The sequence below is a fragment of the Bacillus salacetis genome, assembly GCF_003581585.1.
Lineage (GTDB): Bacteria > Bacillota > Bacilli > Bacillales > Bacillaceae_B > Rossellomorea > Rossellomorea salacetis.
Map to the genome: position 1 here is coordinate 217,361 of NZ_QXIR01000001.1, position 15,890 is coordinate 233,250.

At 47.0% G+C, this 15,890-nt stretch carries 18 protein-coding genes and 1 tRNA gene; 1 reads left to right on the forward strand and 18 read right to left on the reverse strand.

The features are described from left to right. Positions 1-48 precede the first annotated feature (48 nt). The 6 genes from D3H55_RS01070 to D3H55_RS01095 all read right to left on the reverse strand — a co-directional run bounded on the left by D3H55_RS01070 (position 49) and on the right by D3H55_RS01095 (position 3,983). Complete coding sequence (locus tag D3H55_RS01070; protein WP_119545002.1) at positions 49-1,071, reverse strand: sugar-binding transcriptional regulator; 1,023 nt, start codon at positions 1,069-1,071, stop codon at positions 49-51. 140 nt (positions 1,072-1,211) lie between these two features. Then, positions 1,212-1,469 carry a glutaredoxin family protein gene (locus D3H55_RS01075; protein ID WP_119545004.1) on the reverse strand — a complete coding sequence of 86 codons (258 nt, stop codon included), beginning with the start codon at positions 1,467-1,469 and terminating at the stop codon, positions 1,212-1,214. Then, the gene (gene rpoN / locus D3H55_RS01080) at positions 1,462-2,751 is read right to left on the reverse strand and encodes an RNA polymerase factor sigma-54 (protein ID WP_119545006.1); all 1,290 of its coding nucleotides are present in this window, start codon (positions 2,749-2,751) and stop codon (positions 1,462-1,464) included. The genes D3H55_RS01075 and rpoN overlap by 8 nt, the downstream gene beginning before the upstream one ends. Before the next feature lie 85 nt (positions 2,752-2,836). Beyond that, positions 2,837-3,052: a hypothetical protein gene (locus D3H55_RS23960; RefSeq protein ID WP_119545008.1), complete on the reverse strand. Its 216-nt coding sequence runs from the start codon at positions 3,050-3,052 to the stop codon at positions 2,837-2,839. 15 nt (positions 3,053-3,067) lie between these two features. After that, the gene (locus D3H55_RS01090; protein WP_119545010.1) at positions 3,068-3,736 is read right to left on the reverse strand and encodes a DsbA family oxidoreductase; all 669 of its coding nucleotides are present in this window, start codon (positions 3,734-3,736) and stop codon (positions 3,068-3,070) included. A 175-nt stretch (positions 3,737-3,911) separates the two neighbouring features. Further along, positions 3,912-3,983, reverse strand: a tRNA-Arg gene (locus tag D3H55_RS01095). Positions 3,984-4,782: 799 nt separating this feature from the next. Between D3H55_RS01095 and clpP the strand changes: the two genes are divergently transcribed. Further along, positions 4,783-5,382: an ATP-dependent Clp endopeptidase proteolytic subunit ClpP gene (clpP, locus tag D3H55_RS01105; RefSeq protein WP_119545014.1), complete on the forward strand. Its 600-nt coding sequence runs from the start codon at positions 4,783-4,785 to the stop codon at positions 5,380-5,382. A gap of 200 nt (positions 5,383-5,582) precedes the next feature. Here clpP and D3H55_RS01110 read toward each other — a convergent pair whose 3' ends face one another. The 12 genes from D3H55_RS01110 to hisB all read right to left on the reverse strand — a co-directional run bounded on the left by D3H55_RS01110 (position 5,583) and on the right by hisB (position 15,830). Then, on the reverse strand, positions 5,583-5,840 hold the full coding sequence (locus tag D3H55_RS01110) for an HPr family phosphocarrier protein (RefSeq protein WP_119545015.1): 258 nt from the start codon (positions 5,838-5,840) through the stop codon (positions 5,583-5,585). 27 nt (positions 5,841-5,867) lie between these two features. After that, a complete protein-coding gene (whiA, locus tag D3H55_RS01115; protein WP_119545017.1) occupies positions 5,868-6,815 on the reverse strand; it encodes a DNA-binding protein WhiA in 948 nt (315 codons plus the stop codon). A gap of 81 nt (positions 6,816-6,896) precedes the next feature. Further along, positions 6,897-7,877, reverse strand: coding sequence for a gluconeogenesis factor YvcK family protein (locus tag D3H55_RS01120; RefSeq protein WP_119545019.1), 981 nt, complete (start codon positions 7,875-7,877; stop codon positions 6,897-6,899). Continuing rightward, positions 7,874-8,767 (reverse strand): RNase adapter RapZ, encoded by an 894-nt coding sequence (gene rapZ, locus D3H55_RS01125; protein WP_119545020.1) that lies wholly within the window; start codon positions 8,765-8,767, stop codon positions 7,874-7,876. Before rapZ ends, D3H55_RS01120 begins: the two co-directional genes overlap by 4 nt. Before the next feature lie 17 nt (positions 8,768-8,784). Beyond that, positions 8,785-9,243, reverse strand: a complete 459-nt coding sequence (locus D3H55_RS01130) for an 8-oxo-dGTP diphosphatase (RefSeq protein ID WP_119545022.1) — start codon at positions 9,241-9,243, stop codon at positions 8,785-8,787. Between the two features lie 461 nt (positions 9,244-9,704). Further along, positions 9,705-10,655 carry a thioredoxin-disulfide reductase gene (gene trxB / locus D3H55_RS01135; protein ID WP_119545024.1) on the reverse strand — a complete coding sequence of 317 codons (951 nt, stop codon included), beginning with the start codon at positions 10,653-10,655 and terminating at the stop codon, positions 9,705-9,707. A gap of 184 nt (positions 10,656-10,839) precedes the next feature. Then, complete coding sequence (locus tag D3H55_RS01140; RefSeq protein ID WP_119545026.1) at positions 10,840-12,354, reverse strand: tetratricopeptide repeat protein; 1,515 nt, start codon at positions 12,352-12,354, stop codon at positions 10,840-10,842. A gap of 161 nt (positions 12,355-12,515) precedes the next feature. After that, entirely contained in the window at positions 12,516-13,145 is a 630-nt protein-coding gene (gene hisIE, locus D3H55_RS01145) for a bifunctional phosphoribosyl-AMP cyclohydrolase/phosphoribosyl-ATP diphosphatase HisIE (protein ID WP_119545027.1), read from the reverse strand. Beyond that, positions 13,142-13,900: an imidazole glycerol phosphate synthase subunit HisF gene (gene hisF, locus D3H55_RS01150; RefSeq protein WP_119545029.1), complete on the reverse strand. Its 759-nt coding sequence runs from the start codon at positions 13,898-13,900 to the stop codon at positions 13,142-13,144. Before hisF ends, hisIE begins: the two co-directional genes overlap by 4 nt. Further along, positions 13,894-14,619: a 1-(5-phosphoribosyl)-5-[(5-phosphoribosylamino)methylideneamino]imidazole-4-carboxamide isomerase gene (hisA, locus tag D3H55_RS01155; protein WP_119545031.1), complete on the reverse strand. Its 726-nt coding sequence runs from the start codon at positions 14,617-14,619 to the stop codon at positions 13,894-13,896. The genes hisF and hisA overlap by 7 nt, the downstream gene beginning before the upstream one ends. Further along, positions 14,619-15,245: an imidazole glycerol phosphate synthase subunit HisH gene (gene hisH / locus D3H55_RS01160; RefSeq protein WP_119545033.1), complete on the reverse strand. Its 627-nt coding sequence runs from the start codon at positions 15,243-15,245 to the stop codon at positions 14,619-14,621. Before hisH ends, hisA begins: the two co-directional genes overlap by 1 nt. Further along, a complete protein-coding gene (gene hisB / locus D3H55_RS01165) occupies positions 15,246-15,830 on the reverse strand; it encodes an imidazoleglycerol-phosphate dehydratase HisB (RefSeq protein ID WP_205685289.1) in 585 nt (194 codons plus the stop codon). Positions 15,831-15,890: the final 60 nt, after the last annotated feature.

Consider the following 15,890-nt stretch of genomic DNA (forward strand, 5'->3'; position numbering starts at 1 on the left):
AGTCCTCCTTTAAAATGGTTAAGGAAATTTTATATATTTCAAAAGGTATTACCCTTTTAAAAGCTCTTTCGCCGCGCCTTCATCCGTTATCAGAATCGTGGAATGAGACACGCTTTTGAAATAGGCCCTTATCGCCTTCGCCTTTGATCGGCCGCCAGCCACCGCAATGACATTCGGCTTGTTTCTCAAGTCTTCAAGCTGCAGGCCGACAGTCGTCACTTTATGTACGACTTCGCCTTCTTCGTTAAAATAATAACCGAAGGCTTCTCCGACTGAATCTCCCGCAAGGATCTTCTTGAGCGTTTCTTCACCGGTCTTACGGCGTTCAGCCATTGTGACCGCATCGCCGATTCCGTGAAGCACGATGTCAGCGGATTTGATGAGACTGAGAACATCCTTGATTTCAGGCTCTTTGATGAAAGATTTGTACACTTCCGTACTTACCTGGTCAGGGACATAAAGCACACGGTGTTTGGCACCGGTCCTTTCCGCCATTTTGGCGCAGATCGTATTGGCTTGATTCTTCACATCTTCGCCGATACCGCCCCTCGCCGGAACGAATAACACTTCATGCCGGGCAAATTCCGGTGTCAGCTTTTCTGCAACAGCCGCCATTGTGGATCCCCCGGTTACCGCGATGATATTATCTCCAGACAGAAGGCCTTTCATACGCATTGCCGCCGATCTGCCTAATTCTTCTTTTACCCATGGAGACTCATCACTATTCCCCGGAACGATAAAAACTTCATGAAGATTGAGTAAAGCTTTCAATTCCTTTTCCATGGAATCAATCCCCGTTATCTCCCTCATCATGTCAGCTGTCTTCCTCAGAAGCAGTTCCCCTTCAGCCGTGATGATCATCCCTGATGATTTAATCTCGATCAAATCCTGGTCTTTCAGAAACTCGACTTCGCTTCTCAGGACTCTTTCCGTCATCCCGAGTGACTGAGCGAGGCTTCTTCTTCCAACAGGCTGCATCAATCGCACAGATTTGAGGATTTGATGTCTCTTTTGCATAACCTGGAGCAGGTCTGGTAATAATCGTTTTTGTATATCAATAATCGATTCCATCAAAAAGCTCCTTCAAGTTTGTTGGTTGGACTCAATACGTCCCCATAAGACATATTATGTCCCACCTACCGCAAAAAAATTTCATCCCTGCTTTCAACGTTAGTTTAACAAGGGATGAATCAAAATTCAACTATAAAAACTCAGGATTTATCTTGTAAACGTTTACTTACTGTAAAATAATCAATTTGCCCATACTGAACGATTTCCCCGTCGATCTCAACCACCGGGATCATCAACCCAAATCGCTCTGTCAGCTCGTCACTCTTGTCGATATCATATTCGTTCAGTTCAAATGGGATTTCTTCTTTTATGAGCTTGAGCATCAGCTTCGCATCTTCACATAAATGACATCTGTCTCTGGTATAAAAATTAACCGCCGGCAGCTTGTTTTCAATCATAACGTTTTCTCCTTGTCGACGAAGGGATATTGAGCTGATCCCTGTACTTCGCCACTGTTCTCCTCGAAACTTTCATTCCTTTTTCAGCTAATCGTGCTGAGATCGCCTGGTCGGACAGGGGTTTCTTTTTATCTTCCTGTTGCATGAGCACCGTGATTTCCGCCTTGATTCCTTCAGAGGAAGCAGAATCCTCCTCTTTCCCTATACCGCTGACGAACAATGCTTTCATTTCATATGTGCCATAAGGGGTGCCAATATACTTCCCTCTTACAGCCCTGCTGATCGTCGACTCATGCACTCCTATTGTGTCCGCCACTTCTTTCAATGTCAAAGGTTTGAGCTCCTTTGGGCCATGCCTGAAAAAACCTTCCTGCTTTTCAACCAGGCACTTGCCTACTTTCATCAAGGTCGTTTTGCGCTGATCAAGCATTTTGACGATCCATTGGAACTCCTGCTTTTTGTCCTGCAGGAACTTTAATCCTTCCATATCTTGAAAAGATGAAATTCGTTCATCATAACCACGATTGTACTGGATTTTCATGACGCTGCCATCGAGTAATTCAACTTCCAGCCCATCGCCCTTTTGCGTGACGAACATCTCCGGCCGTATATACTGCGGCGGCTCGGAAGTGAACCTGGCTCCCGGCCGGGGATTCAGGGTTCTAAGGTAATCCGCAGTCGATTGGACGTCGGCGAGAGTAATTCCCAGCTCTTTCGTGATTCTCTTCCACATCTTTTCACAAAAATCCACAAAATGATGTTCAATGATGGATCTGGCATGCTCCGGGGCTTGGACGTCCCTAATGATTTGCAGAAGCAGGCATTCTTTCAAACTCCGAGCCCCAATTCCCGCAGGTTCGAGACTCTGAAGGAGTTCTATATAGTTTACCAGGTTCGGTATGGGAGGAAGACTATCAGTGTCATTGGGCAAGTACCCGTTCCCATCCAGGCTGTCAAATAAGAGGGACAAATATCGCCGGTCTTTTTCGGTAAGCGTTTTCAAATCAAGTTGTGATAGAAGATGCTCCCACAGCGAAGGCTGCTGCGCTGCCACCTCTTCAATCCAATCAATACTCATTCCGTTCGTTTCGCGCATTCTATTATATCGTTCCCCATTAGGAACAGGTTCAAGCTGAAGAAGCGGATTCTCCAGGGCTTTATTCTCCAAATAGGCATTCAATTCCTGGGAGGAATACTGCAGCAATTCAATCGCCTGTGTCAGCTGCTGGGTCATATTCAATTTCAATGATTGCCGCTGCCATAATCCAGTATTGAGATTCATTCCCGATCCCTCCTCTCTTTATTTTACAACAGATAGAGGGCAGAGTGTATGGAAATTAGTTGGTTTGGGAAGATTCCCGTTAGTGTTATGGCACTTCCTTCGTCGCAGTAGTTGATGTGTCGGAAATTGCCGTTTGGTCGGTAGGGAGGTGATTTTCGCCGAAAGAGAGCCTGAAATCGCCGAAACCTATTCCGGTACCGTCGATAAAGGCGCCAAAACAGCCGAAACTCATCCCAAAATCGCCGAAAAGATGTTTTGTCATCAAATCAAAAGCCTTGAACTCCCGATCAAAGGAATTCAAGGCCAGTTTGTTCTTTTATTTTTTTGGTATCTCGCAGCCATTTTCATCACAGACAACGCCGTCTTCACTGTCGCTGTTCAACAATGTGATTTTGTTTTCTTCTTCTTCTGCGATCACTTTTCTCAATGCCTGAACAAATACCTCGGTCGGCTGTGCGCCTGTGAGGGCATATTTGTTATTAATCAGGTAGAAAGGAACGCCTGTCACACCGATTTGCTGTGCAGCCTTCTCATCGGCACGGACTTCAACTGCCATGTCGTCACTCGAAAGCATCTCTGCAACCTCATCGCGATTCAATCCTGTTTCAACCGCAAGCTCTGTCAATGTTTCATGATCTCCAATATGCCTTGATTCAGTGAAGAATGCTTTTAAAATGCGCTCTGTCACCTCTTTCATCAGGCCCTTTGTTTTTGCAAACATCACCAATCGATGCGCATCAAAGGTATTGGTCAGGATCATCGTGTCCATTCTATAGTCCAAGCCAACCTCTTTCGCCATGTTCACCATGTTTTGAGTATTGGCTTTAGCCTGATCTATACTCATGCCATATTTCTTGGCGAGCTTCTCATAAATGTTATCTTCAATATCCCGCTCTGCTGTCGGGTCCAATTCAAAGCATCTGTACGTCACTTCGATCGGATGGTCAATCTGCTTAATGGCGTCTTCCAGACGCCTTTTGCCAATATAGCAGAATGGTCAAGCAAAGTCTGTCCACATTTGAATGTGCATAGTAATCCCTCCAATTCATTATTCACCTATAGTATAGTTTGTGTTTCGATATTTTACACGAAATTTGCTTTTGTTCATTTTAATATAAAAAGGCCCCTGCGCTGAAGATCAGCGCAGGGGCCTTTGGCAACGCCCTCGGAGGGAATCGAACCCCCATTTTAAGAACCGGAATCTTACGTGCTATCCGTTGCACCACGAGGGCAATCAGTACGACAAGCGTACGAAATCTTATTATAGTGCAGAAACGAAGGAAATGCAATAGTTTTTGAGGAACAGAGTTTATGGGATACATAATGAAGCTTAGTACGGTATCGTAAAAAGGCTTATCTATCTAATATGTTTCAAAATCTTAGTCCCACCCGCCTGCTTGTTGACCTCCTGCGGGATCAGCGGGACTCGTCCAGCTCCAGCGGCCAACGACTCGCGGATTTCAGGCTCCTTCCTTGCGATAAGTCATCATCAACTCACTCTATTCGTTGTGATTCCTTTATCTCATACAGAAGCCCTCCAATCCGTACGTCGTTGAACGGCCGCTTCCGCTTTTGATAGGTGAGACCCCGCAGGCGCAGCCGTGGCGGCCAATCCAGCTCCAAGGCCCCAGCGGCTAGCAGACTTCCCGACTCCTCCTTGCGATTGGTCATCATCGAATCGCTATCGCTCTTCCTGATTCCTATATCTCATGCGGAGTCAGTCCAGTCTGTACGCCGCTGAGCTGGGCCTTTCCGCTTCTTGGTTCACCGCCCGCCCCGCGGAGCCGGACATCCGGAGCGGAAATCCTTTATGTTTGTTTAAATAAAAACAAAACAATAATCTTTTATTAACATTAAGCATAGTTTAAAAAAGGAATGGATGGGTATGATGTAGAAAGGATTGTTGAGGGAAAAATTAGTTACAAGAGGGCTAATTGTTTGACCTTTATTGACCAACTGGTGTATTATATCAGTACATAAAGTATTTGTATGTTTCCAACATAACATTAATATATCGAAGGAGGAAATAAGATGAACTTAATTCCGACAGTTATTGAACAAACAAACCGTGGTGAGCGTGCTTATGACATTTATTCCCGCTTGCTGAAAGACCGTGTAATCATGCTTGGAAGCGGCATTGATGATAATGTTGCCAACTCCATCGTTGCGCAATTGCTTTTCCTTGAATCAGAGAATCCTGAAAAAGATATCTCCATTTACATCAACAGCCCTGGCGGAAGCATCACTGCTGGTATGGCGATTTATGATACCATCCAATACATCAAGCCTGACGTACAAACAATCTGTATCGGTATGGCTGCATCCATGGGTGCATTCCTTCTTGCTGCAGGTGCAAAAGGCAAACGCCTTGCACTGCCTAATGCCGAAGTGATGATTCACCAGCCGCTTGGAGGGGCACAAGGTCAAGCGACAGAAATCGAAATCGCCGCAAAACGCATCTTGTTCTTGCGCGAGAAGCTTAACCAGATCCTTTCTGACCGCACTGGCCAGCCTCTTGAAGTGATTGCCCGCGATACAGACCGCGATAACTTCATGACAGCTGAAAGAGCGCTTGAATATGGTTTGATCGACCGTATCATTACAAGCAATGAAATGAACGAAAACAAATAATAGGTTTATCAGAAAGAGCATCTGTTGATCAGGTGCTCTTTTTTTGATTGGCAGAAGTGCCTGGATCGGCAACTCGGCGATAGATTGGCTTAAGTCGTTGATAGACATCCCAAACCCGTCGATAGGTGCAGAAAACTCGACGTTAGCCTCCTATCTCCCCAACAAAAAAACTCCACCTAAATAAAGATGGAGTTTCTAGATCAGCTTTCTTTCTGCACGAATTCTGTGAGGTGCTTTACCGCTTCTTCTTCGTCGGTCCCGTCTGCGATCAAAGTGATTTCAGTTCCTGAGCTGATGGCAAGGCTCATCAGGCCCATGATGCTTTTGGCATTGACTTTCTTGCCGTTTCTCTCCAGGAACACTTCTGATGAAAAACGGTTGGCTTCCTGTACGAATAAAGCGGCAGGGCGTGCTTGCAAGCCCGTTTTTAATTTTACTTCTACATTTTGTTCGATCATGCTTCCTTCTCCCCTTTGTCCATATGGTTAATGTTTTATTTTTTCACCAGCACGCAGCTTTTCTGCGATTTCATCTATTTTTCTGAGTCTGTGGTTGATGCCTGATTTGCTGATGGTTCCCCCAGATACCATTTCCCCTAGTTCCTTCAATGTTACATCTTGGTAGGTGACTCTCAGTTCGGCAATCTCCCTGAGTTTGTCCGGCAGGATTTGCAAACCCGCAGTCTGTTCGATGAAGCGGATATTTTCGACCTGCCTTAAGGCAGCACCTATAGTTTTGTTCAGATTGGCGGTTTCGCAGTTTACAAGCCTGTTCACCGAGTTTCTCATGTCGCGGACGATCCGCACATCCTCAAATCTGAGCAAGGCACCATGAGCACCGACCACATTCAGGAATTCAGTGATTTTTTCCGCCTCTTTAAGATATGTGATGAATCCCTTTTTGCGTTCCAATGTTTTGCTGTTCAATCCAAAACTGTTCATCAGCTGAGACAGGGCTTCATTATGCTCCTGATACAGTGAAAAGATTTCCAGGTGGTAGGAGGAGGTTTCCGGGTTGTTGACGGAACCTCCTGCCAGGAAGGCACCTCGCAGGTATGAACGGCGGCAGCACTTCTTCTGGATGAGCTGTGCTGAGATATCATGGATGATTGTAAAACCCTCGCCAAGGATATGGAGGTCCTCCAGTATTTCCTTCGTGTCTTCATTCAGGCGCACGATGTAGATGTTGTTCTTCTTCAGCCGCATTTTTTTACGGACCAGGAGTTCAACCGGTGTGGCATAGTTCTTCTTGATCAAAGAATAGATACGCCTTGCGATCGCTGCATTTTCTGTCTGGATGTTGACGACCAGGGACCTGTTGGCAAAGGACAGCGATCCGTTCATTCTGATCAATGCGGATAACTCCGCTTTGGAGCAGCAATCCTTTAAATCAAGATTGGTTAATTCTTTTTTTGTAACTGACGCAAACGACATCTCTTCACCTCCCTAAGACAAACGCTTGCATACCTTGCGTTGGCCATGCCGTACTGTTCTGCTGTTGTGCAGCAATTTGAATTATTCAATTTCTTTGAGATTGGGTTTACTGATGAGTGAAAAAATGATCTCCGCTACTTTACCGGTATCGTGGCGAATGACGCCATCGTAATAGGAAATGATTTTGTCTTCGATCACTTGCAATCCCATTGAAGATAATCGTTCAAAATCAAATATGACCGGTTTCGCCATTTCTTCCTCGTAACGGGCTTCAATTTCCTGGGGAACTTGTTCATTGTTGACGATAACCGTATCAATGAACCCGTCATGGAGATGATCGTAGATGGCTTTTACATGATCGGCAGCTGTAAAATTCAATGTCTCCCCGGCCTGGGTCATCAGGTTGCAAATATACACCTTCCTCGCCTTGGAGCTGCTGACTTCCTTCCCGATCTCAGGGACAAGCAGGTTGGGCAGGATGCTGGTGTATAAGCTGCCGGGTCCGATGACAATCAAATCTGCTTCCCGGATTGCCCGGATCGTTTCGGATACGGGGATGATTGTTCCCGGGGTCAGGAAAACGCGTTTGATTTTCTTGCCGGAAAACGGAATTTTCGATTCACCGCTGACAATCGTTCCATCCTCCATTTCTGCATTCAGGACGACGCTTTGGTTGGCTGAGGGAAGCACTTTCCCTTTTACATTCAGGACTCTGCTCATTTCCTGGATCGCATGGACGAAGTCGCCAGTGATCGATGTGAACGCTGCAAGGATCAGGTTGCCAAGCGAATGGCCCGATAGCTCATTCGAAGTTTCAAAACGATGCTGGAACATCTGCTCGATCAGAGGTTCCACTTCCGACAATGCTGCCATTACATTGCGGATGTCACCTGGCGGAGGCACGTTCAGGTCGTCCCTCAGACGCCCTGAGCTTCCCCCATCGTCTGCCACCGTTACGATAGCCGTTATATCTAAAGGATATGTCTTAAGCCCTCTGAGAAGAACAGGCAGTCCTGTTCCGCCGCCGATGATGACTACCTTGGGATCTTTGGCCTTTTTCATGTCAGCTGTTCCCTTTTTTTCTGGATGTCCCTGTGAGTGATTTTTGTGCTGTAGTCATTTTCGAAATGATGGCCGAGATATTCCGCCAGTGCAACAGAACGGTGCTGGCCGCCGGTACAACCGATTGCGATGACAAGCTGGCTTTTCCCTTCCCGTTTGTAGTGCGGCAGCATGAATGACAGGAGGTCTGTCACTTTCTCCAGGAACTTCTGGGTCTCGCTCCATTTAAGGACGTATTTGGAAACATCCTCTTCCAGTCCGGTTCGCGGTCTCATATGTTCGATATAATGCGGGTTAGGCAGGAATCTCACGTCGAATACGAGATCGGCATCGATCGGGATGCCGTGTTTAAAGCCGAAGGAAATGACATTGACCGTAAAGATCGAACGTTTATTCACCGAAAATTCTTCAAGGATTTTTTCCCGCAGCTCTCTCGGTTTCATCGTTGATGTATTATATATTGTTTGGGCGCGGCCTTTCAGTTCCTCTAAAAGGAGCCTCTCCTGCTTGATGCCTTCCATCGGCAGTCCTGAAGGAGCAAGCGGGTGCGAGCGCCGTGTTTCTTTGTACCGTCTGACCAGGGACGAATCATCCGCATCGAGATAAAGGATCTGCGGTGTCACCCAGGAGCTTTCCGCAAGGTCATCCAGTCCCTGGATAAGGTGATCGAAGAATTCGCGCCCTCTCAGGTCCATTCCCAATGCGACTTTGTTCATTTTCGTCCCTGACTCTTTCATCAGTTCGAGAAATTTAGGAAGGAGAGTCGGCGGCAGGTTATCCACACAGAAATACCCCAAATCTTCAAAACTTTGTATGGCGACGGTTTTTCCAGCCCCGGACATGCCGGTGATGATCACCAATTGACCATCTTTCGTTGAACCTGTACTCATGTTCTCTTCCTCCTTGATTAACTCGGGTCTAATTTATATGAGAGCAATTCGAAGTCTGGTGTGTATGTAAAGGTGCCGTAGATGATCCCTTTTCCATGTACCATGTATTCCAGGATGTGGCGGTCCCCTTCAGCCATCGGAAGGTTCTTGATTTCGTCAAAACCGTGCCACTCCAGGATCCCTTCTTCACACTCTGAAAGGTTGACTCCATCCGCTTCAGTTGCGAAAAAGGTGAACATCATCCACTCTGAAACGATTTTGTCTCCGTCTTTTATAATAAATGTGAAAATCCCTTTGAGCTGAGGATTGCGCAGATAGATTCCTGTTTCTTCACGATACTCCCTGATCACAGCATCTCGGATCGATTCTCCCTGCTCCATCTTGCCGCCCGGTGCGACCCACCAGTTCCTGCGGGGCTTTTGGAGAAGAAGGACTTTATCTTCGTTCAAATATAGACAATTTGTCACTCGCTGCATTCATTTTCACCTCAAGCTTTGCATCTGTTTACGTTGCTCTTTATTATACTATGATTGTACCTCACCTACAATGTTCGAACATTTACCAGAAGGTGCTTTAACCCTCTAAAGCACCGAGGGACAGTCCCCTGTTACTTTAAAGTAACAGGGGACTGTCCCTCATCGCGTTAATACGGTAAAGTGCTGAAGACAAAAAAAGAGACACAGGCGATTCCTGTGTCTAACAAGGGATTTATTTCTTAAAAGGGGGTCAATTTCTTATTATCTATATTACCCGCATTGTGTTTCACTAGTGTTACAGTACGTTTAAGGTGTCATTACGGTTTGTAAATTATTTCTATACAAAATACGGTAATTTATGACAAGCTTTGTCGAAAAAGGAGAAGCCTTGGAATACAAGGGCTCTCCCTGATATTTACAACTTAATTAGACAGATTTTCGACAATCTTTTTTTCGACAGGTTACTTCTTCTCCGCCAAATTTTCGACGAGTTCTTCGACGTAATGCTGTGCTGCTTGGGCAGCCACACTTCCATCACCTGTCGCCGTGACGATCTGGCGCAGCATTTTTTCGCGAACGTCGCCGGCAGCGAAGATTCCCGGAATCTTGGTTTCCATCCTGTCGTTTGTTTCAATGTAGCCCATGTCGTTAGTAATACCGAGTTCCCTGAACGGTTTTGTCAGCGGAAGCATGCCGATGTAAATGAAGACACCGTCTGCATCGAACGGCTTCTCTTCACCATTTTCAGTGGATACCAGTGTAACGCTTCCTACTTTACCGTCTTTCTCGTTGATTTCTTTTACCGTATGATTCCAGATGAAATCAACCTTATCATTATTGAACGCCCGGTCCTGAAGGATTTTTTGCGCACGCAGCTCTTCACGCCTGTGGACGATCGTCACCTTATTCGCGAAGCGCGTCAGGTACACGCCTTCTTCAACCGCGGAGTCTCCCCCGCCGACAACCACAAGGTCTTTTCCTTTAAAGAATGCGCCATCGCAAACCGCACAGTAAGATACGCCCCGGCCTCCAAGTTCATTTTCGCCAGGGACGCCAAGCTTTTTCCACTCTGCACCTGTAGAAATGATAACGGAACGCGCCTTGTACTCTTTGGATCCCGCTTTGATCGTTTTGTACTCTTCCCCGTCCACAATTTCCTTAATGTCGCCATATGCATATTCAGCACCGAACGCTTTAGCATGTTCGAACATTTTGTTGGAAAGGTCCGGTCCAAGGATATGGTCGAAACCTGGATAGTTTTCAACTTCTTCCGTGTTGGCCATCTGACCGCCGGGAATTCCGCGTTCCAGCATCAGTGTCGACAGCGCCGCACGGGAAGTATATACTGCAGCTGTCATTCCAGCGGGGCCGGCGCCCACGATGATGACATCATAAATTTTTTCCTCTGACATATTGAACACTCCTTTACACAAAGACTGCTTCACAGGTATTCCGTGAATTTTTCATAAAAAAAGAGAGAGCAAACTATTCACTCCATCTTCACTTCGCTGTCCTGTAAATACAGATATTTTTTAGTATTTCCTATCTACTCATATCCTATAAAAAGAAGAGCATATTCGTCCATGAATATGCTCATTACTCTAAATAGGATTCAACTATTTCCAGATATTTGTTCAAAGTGGAGGCAGTGATCCCATATTTACCTGAGATTAATGTTTTTGTTCTTTTGTCGCCTCTTAATCTGTGCCAGATGTATTCTGTTGCAGCAGCGCAGGCTTTAGCGTTTTTCAGCGATTTTTCGGCCTCAAGCAGCTTGCATGCAATGGTGAACCATGTCAGGAATAATCCGGAATCCACCGCATTGATCGGGTTATGAATCTCGTAAATCGCCAATGCCGTTTCATGGATATGCTTGATTGACCGGCTTCCCTTGATGGCTTTGCGCGATTCGGCCTTCAGGATTTCAGCAAGATACAGCTTTTCAGCACGGTTCAAATCATCCACTGCGCCAAAGTCCGTATGTGTGAGCACTTCCTTCTGATGGTGAGAAACGGAGATCAGGAACAGTCCGAACAGTCTCTCTTCAGCGTACTCGCTTTTCACCTTTTTAAGGATGGAAGATACATGATTTTCAAATCCTTCAATTTGCGGATTCTTATCATTCCATGGCTCTGCCCCTGCTTTTTCAGGATTCTCTTCCATTACTCTTTTCCAGGCCTGTTCAGCTGTCTGGATATGGCCGGTGTGGTAAGCAGCATGTGACAGCCAGTAATAAAAGCTGGCGTCTCCCTGGAAGCCCTGCTTCTGAAGCGACTTCAGCCACTCATACGCTTTATCGTTGCGGCCGATCAAGGCAAAGGTCGCACCCAGCTTGTAACGCTGCTCATAATGGAACGGGCGGACTTTTTCGAGGCCTTCCATCAGTTCCTGCAGTTCTTCATTCCTCTGCTGGTAGAAATAAAAGACGGCCATGTTGCATAAAGCATGAAGGTTTCCAGGATTCTTCTCCAGTACCTCTTCAAGCGTGGCGGCCGCTTTTTCCGTGCTGCCGAGGTAAAAATAAGCAAGTGCCAGGTTATTGTACGCTGACCAGTACTCCGGATAATCCTTGATGACTTCTTCCAAAAGATCTACTGCTTTTTGAAAGTTCCCTGATTCAAGCAGGTTTCTCGCTTTTTCCTGGTTTGTGATCAGCTCATCGTGTTCATAAAGCGTATCCAGGGCCTCATCTGAGTCAAGCTCAAGAATTTCAAGAAGGTCTTCAGCATCCTCGCTGAATTCTCCGTATTCTTCTTTTTCCAGATAATTCGAGACATGTGTATAAGCTTCCTTGAACAATCCAAGATGGGCATAATTGTTGGCCAGGAAGTAGTGGCATTCCACCATATGCGGGTCCAGGCTGTCGATGATCATATGCAGCAGCTGGTTGGATTGAGAGTATTCGCCCATTTCCGTGTGCACGATCGAAAGCTGGCAGGCGATCATCGGCTCAAGCGGTTCGAGCTGAAGGGCCCTGTTAAGATATTTTTTAGATTTATTTAATTCCCGGCGATGATAAGCCTTGATTCCTTTGTTGAAATAGTACTCACCCGTGGGGACAAATGATAAAATTTTGCTTTTATCGTTTCTTGCATTTGAACCTTTTCTCATGAAAGTCCTCCGAAACGTATAGATTAACTACAGTAGTATAACACACATATTTCAGTTGCTAAACCACCGGAGGAGGATATTTTCTGGAAATTGATCCTTTAGTGCGTTAAAACACTGGGGGACAGTCCCCTGATACGTTAACGTATTAAAGGACTGTCCCCTTATTTGTAATGGCGCTCTTCGAGTGTCTGGAAGACTTGGCTCAATGGGAGGTCCTGTTCTTTCAGGAGGACGAGCAGATGATACAGCAGGTCTGCGCTTTCCCATTTTAGTTCTTCTTTGTCGCGGTTTTTGGCGGCGATGATGACTTCCGCCGCTTCTTCGCCGACTTTTTTCAGGATCTTGTCGACACCCTCTTCAAACAGGTAGGTGGTGTATGCCCCCTCCGGACGCTGGTCGAAGCGGTCTGCAATGACCTTTTCCAGCTGTGAAAGGATCGAACTTCCTGTGACAGAACCCTCTTCTGCTTTATAAATGCTCTCCTCAAAACAGCTTTCGTTCCCTTTGTGGCAGGCAGGTCCTTCAGGCTCCACCTCAACCAATATCGCATCCTGGTCACAGTCGTACCTCATTTCAATGATGCGCTGGGTGTTCCCGCTCGTCCCGCCCTTATGCCAGAGTTCCTGGCGTGAACGGGAGTAAAACCAGGTCTCCCCTTTCTCAATGGAAAGATTTAAAGACTCGGCGTTCATGTAAGCCAATGTCAGGACCTTCTTGGTTGAGGCATCCTGTACGATGGCCGGCACAAGCCCTTTTTCGTCGAATTTGATCTTATTTAAACTATCATTCATCTCACCACAACCTCCTTTTCCTGCAGATATTCTTTTACCTGCTCAACGCTCGTCTCTTTATAATGAAAGATCGATGCAGCCAGGGCGGCATCCGCTTTTCCATTTTTAAAAACCTCTTCAAAGTGCTCTGCATTCCCGGCTCCACCCGACGCAATGACCGGGATCGACACCGCTTCACTGACCGCCTTTGTCAGCGCAAGATCAAATCCATTCTTGACCCCGTCACTGTCCATGCTTGTCAGGAGGATTTCCCCCGCTCCCAGCTTTTCGGCTTCCCGCGCCCATGAAACAGCATCTTTATCAGTGACTTTGCGGCCGCCATGGGTATAGACCTTCCATGTTCCGCTTTCGCCTTCATACTTGGCATCAATAGCGACGACAATGCACTGCGACCCAAAATACCTGGCCCCTTCGGAAATCAGTTCCGGGCGAAGCACAGCCGCAGTGTTCAGTGACACTTTATCCGCACCCGCACGGAGGATATTCTTCATATCCTCGACAGCATTGATCCCGCCGCCTACCGTAAAAGGAATCGCCAGCTCTGAGGCGACCTCTTTTACAACATCGATCATTGTTTTCCTGCCTTCATGGGATGCCGAAATATCAAGGAATACCAGTTCATCCGCACCCTGTTCGTCATAAAATTTTGCCAGCTCCACCGGATCGCCTGCATCCCGGAGCTGCACAAAACTGATACCTTTTACAACCCGTCCTTCTTTCACATCCAGGCATGGAATGATCCGCTTGGTCAGCATGATGACACCTCTTTCACCGCATCGGCCACCGATACTTTCCCAGTGTAGACCGCCTTTCCGACGATCGCTCCGGCAACGTTGTTATCTTTTAAAAGACGAAGATCTTCCATGGAACTCACGCCGCCGGAAGCAATGACTTCCTTCCCGGTCGCCTTCGCCAATTCAACCACCGCTTCTACATTCGGTCCGGAGAGCATACCGTCTGTCGCGATGTCGGTAAAAATAAACGTTTCCGCACCTGCACGGGCAAGCTCCACACCCAGGTCAACCGCCTTCAGCTCTGACGTTTCAATCCATCCGTGTGTGGCAACATAGCCATCCTTGGCATCCAGCCCGATGGCGAGACGGTCCCCATACTTGGCGAGCCAGTCTTTCACGTGTTCAGTATTTGAAGCGGCGAGGCTGCCGATGATGACACGCTGCACTCCATTATTTAAATAGTACTCTATATCTTCTTCGGTACGGATGCCTCCGCCAATTTGAACTTTGGCACCGAGTTTATTTGCAACATCGATCACAAATTGATCGTTCACACGGTTCCCTTCCTTGGCACCATCAAGGTCGACCATATGGATCCATTCTGCTCCCTCGTCAACAAAACGTTTCGCCATATCGAAAGGGGAATCCCCATAAATAGTTTCCTTGCTGTAGTCTCCCTGCAGCAGACGGACGCATTTCCCGCCGCGCATGTCGATCGCAGGATAGATTGTAAAACTCATTATACCCCCGCCTCCTTCTCCACAAATCTTGTAAAATTCCTGAGCAGCTTCATGCCGAGGTCGCCGCTTTTCTCCGGATGGAATTGCATACCGAAGATGTTGTCCCAACCTGAAATCGCCGGTACTTCCACTCCGTATTCTGCAGCCGCCAGTACATGGTCGGGGTTGGGTTCGGAAAGATAATAGGAATGGACAAAGTAGACATGTCCTTCGGAGAGTCCATCAAGCAGAGGAGAATCATTGACAAACCGAAGCTTGTTCCAGCCCATGTGGGGGATTTTCATCTCCTCCGTCTTTCTCGGGATCCGGATGATACGCCCTTTTAACAGCCCAAGGCCTTCCGTCGTGCCGTTCTCTTCACTTTCCTCATACAGCAGCTGCATTCCAAGGCAGATTCCGAGAAGGGGTTTTCCGAGGTCAGCAGATTTCTTTATAAATCTGGCGAGCTCCTGCCTTTTTAAAAGAGTCATTGCATCCCGGAAAGAGCCTACCCCCGGCAGAAGCAGGCCGTCTGCTTTTTGAAGTTCTTTCACTTCTCCGCTGATAAAATAAGGAACATCCAGCCGCTCGAGTGCCTTTGCGACACTGAACAGATTTCCCATTCCATAATCGACAATCCCGATCATTTATAACATTCCCTTCGTAGATGGTACTCCCTGGATCCTCGGATCGATGGTGGTGGCTTCATCAAGGGCACGCCCTAAAGCCTTGAAAACCGCTTCAATCATATGATGGGTGTTGTGGCCATAGTGAACGATGACGTGAAGGTTCATCCTTGCTTCCAGTGCAAGCTTCCAGAGGAATTCATGGACAAGCTCGGTGTCAAAGGTGCCGACCTTCTGGCTCGGGAATTCCGCCCGCATTTCCAGGTGCGGCCTGTTGCTGAGGTCTACTACCACCTGTGCCAGTGCTTCATCCATCGGCACGAACGCATTTCCATAACGCTTGATCCCTCTCTTGTCACCCAATGCTGTTTGCAGGGCCTGGCCGAGGCAGATCCCGATATCTTCTGTCGTATGATGATCATCAACGTCAACATCTCCCTGTGCGTTGACATTCAAGTCAAACTGACCGTGCTTGGCAAACAGGTCCAGCATGTGCGACATGAATGGCACTCCCGTTTCAATGTTGGCATTTCCGCTTCCATCTATCGTAAAGCCGAGCTCAATATTCGTCTCATTCGTCTTGCGGCTCAATTCCGCCTTCCTGATATTCTCCATAACACTTCACTCCTTCACCGTATTAAAAGGGACAGTCCCTCTCAGCGCTTT

Coding starts and splice junctions, on each gene's coding strand:
- hisA (WP_119545031.1), bottom strand. CDS start 14,619: ATGAGTTTTACAATCTATCCTGCGATCGACATGCGCGGCGGGAAATGC.
- D3H55_RS01130 (WP_119545022.1), bottom strand. CDS start 9,243: ATGCAGCGAGTGACAAATTGTCTATATTTGAACGAAGATAAAGTCCTT.
- hisIE (WP_119545027.1), bottom strand. CDS start 13,145: ATGAATGATAGTTTAAATAAGATCAAATTCGACGAAAAAGGGCTTGTG.
- clpP (WP_119545014.1), top strand. CDS start 4,783: ATGAACTTAATTCCGACAGTTATTGAACAAACAAACCGTGGTGAGCGT.
- D3H55_RS01120 (WP_119545019.1), bottom strand. CDS start 7,877: ATGAAAAAGGCCAAAGATCCCAAGGTAGTCATCATCGGCGGCGGAACA.
- D3H55_RS01070 (WP_119545002.1), bottom strand. CDS start 1,071: ATGGAATCGATTATTGATATACAAAAACGATTATTACCAGACCTGCTC.
- D3H55_RS01075 (WP_119545004.1), bottom strand. CDS start 1,469: ATGATTGAAAACAAGCTGCCGGCGGTTAATTTTTATACCAGAGACAGA.
- hisH (WP_119545033.1), bottom strand. CDS start 15,245: ATGATCGGGATTGTCGATTATGGAATGGGAAATCTGTTCAGTGTCGCA.
- D3H55_RS01110 (WP_119545015.1), bottom strand. CDS start 5,840: ATGATCGAACAAAATGTAGAAGTAAAATTAAAAACGGGCTTGCAAGCA.
- trxB (WP_119545024.1), bottom strand. CDS start 10,655: ATGTCAGAGGAAAAAATTTATGATGTCATCATCGTGGGCGCCGGCCCC.
- rpoN (WP_119545006.1), bottom strand. CDS start 2,751: ATGAATCTCAATACTGGATTATGGCAGCGGCAATCATTGAAATTGAAT.
- rapZ (WP_119545020.1), bottom strand. CDS start 8,767: ATGAGTACAGGTTCAACGAAAGATGGTCAATTGGTGATCATCACCGGC.
- D3H55_RS01140 (WP_119545026.1), bottom strand. CDS start 12,354: ATGAGAAAAGGTTCAAATGCAAGAAACGATAAAAGCAAAATTTTATCA.
- whiA (WP_119545017.1), bottom strand. CDS start 6,815: ATGTCGTTTGCGTCAGTTACAAAAAAAGAATTAACCAATCTTGATTTA.
- hisF (WP_119545029.1), bottom strand. CDS start 13,900: ATGCTGACCAAGCGGATCATTCCATGCCTGGATGTGAAAGAAGGACGG.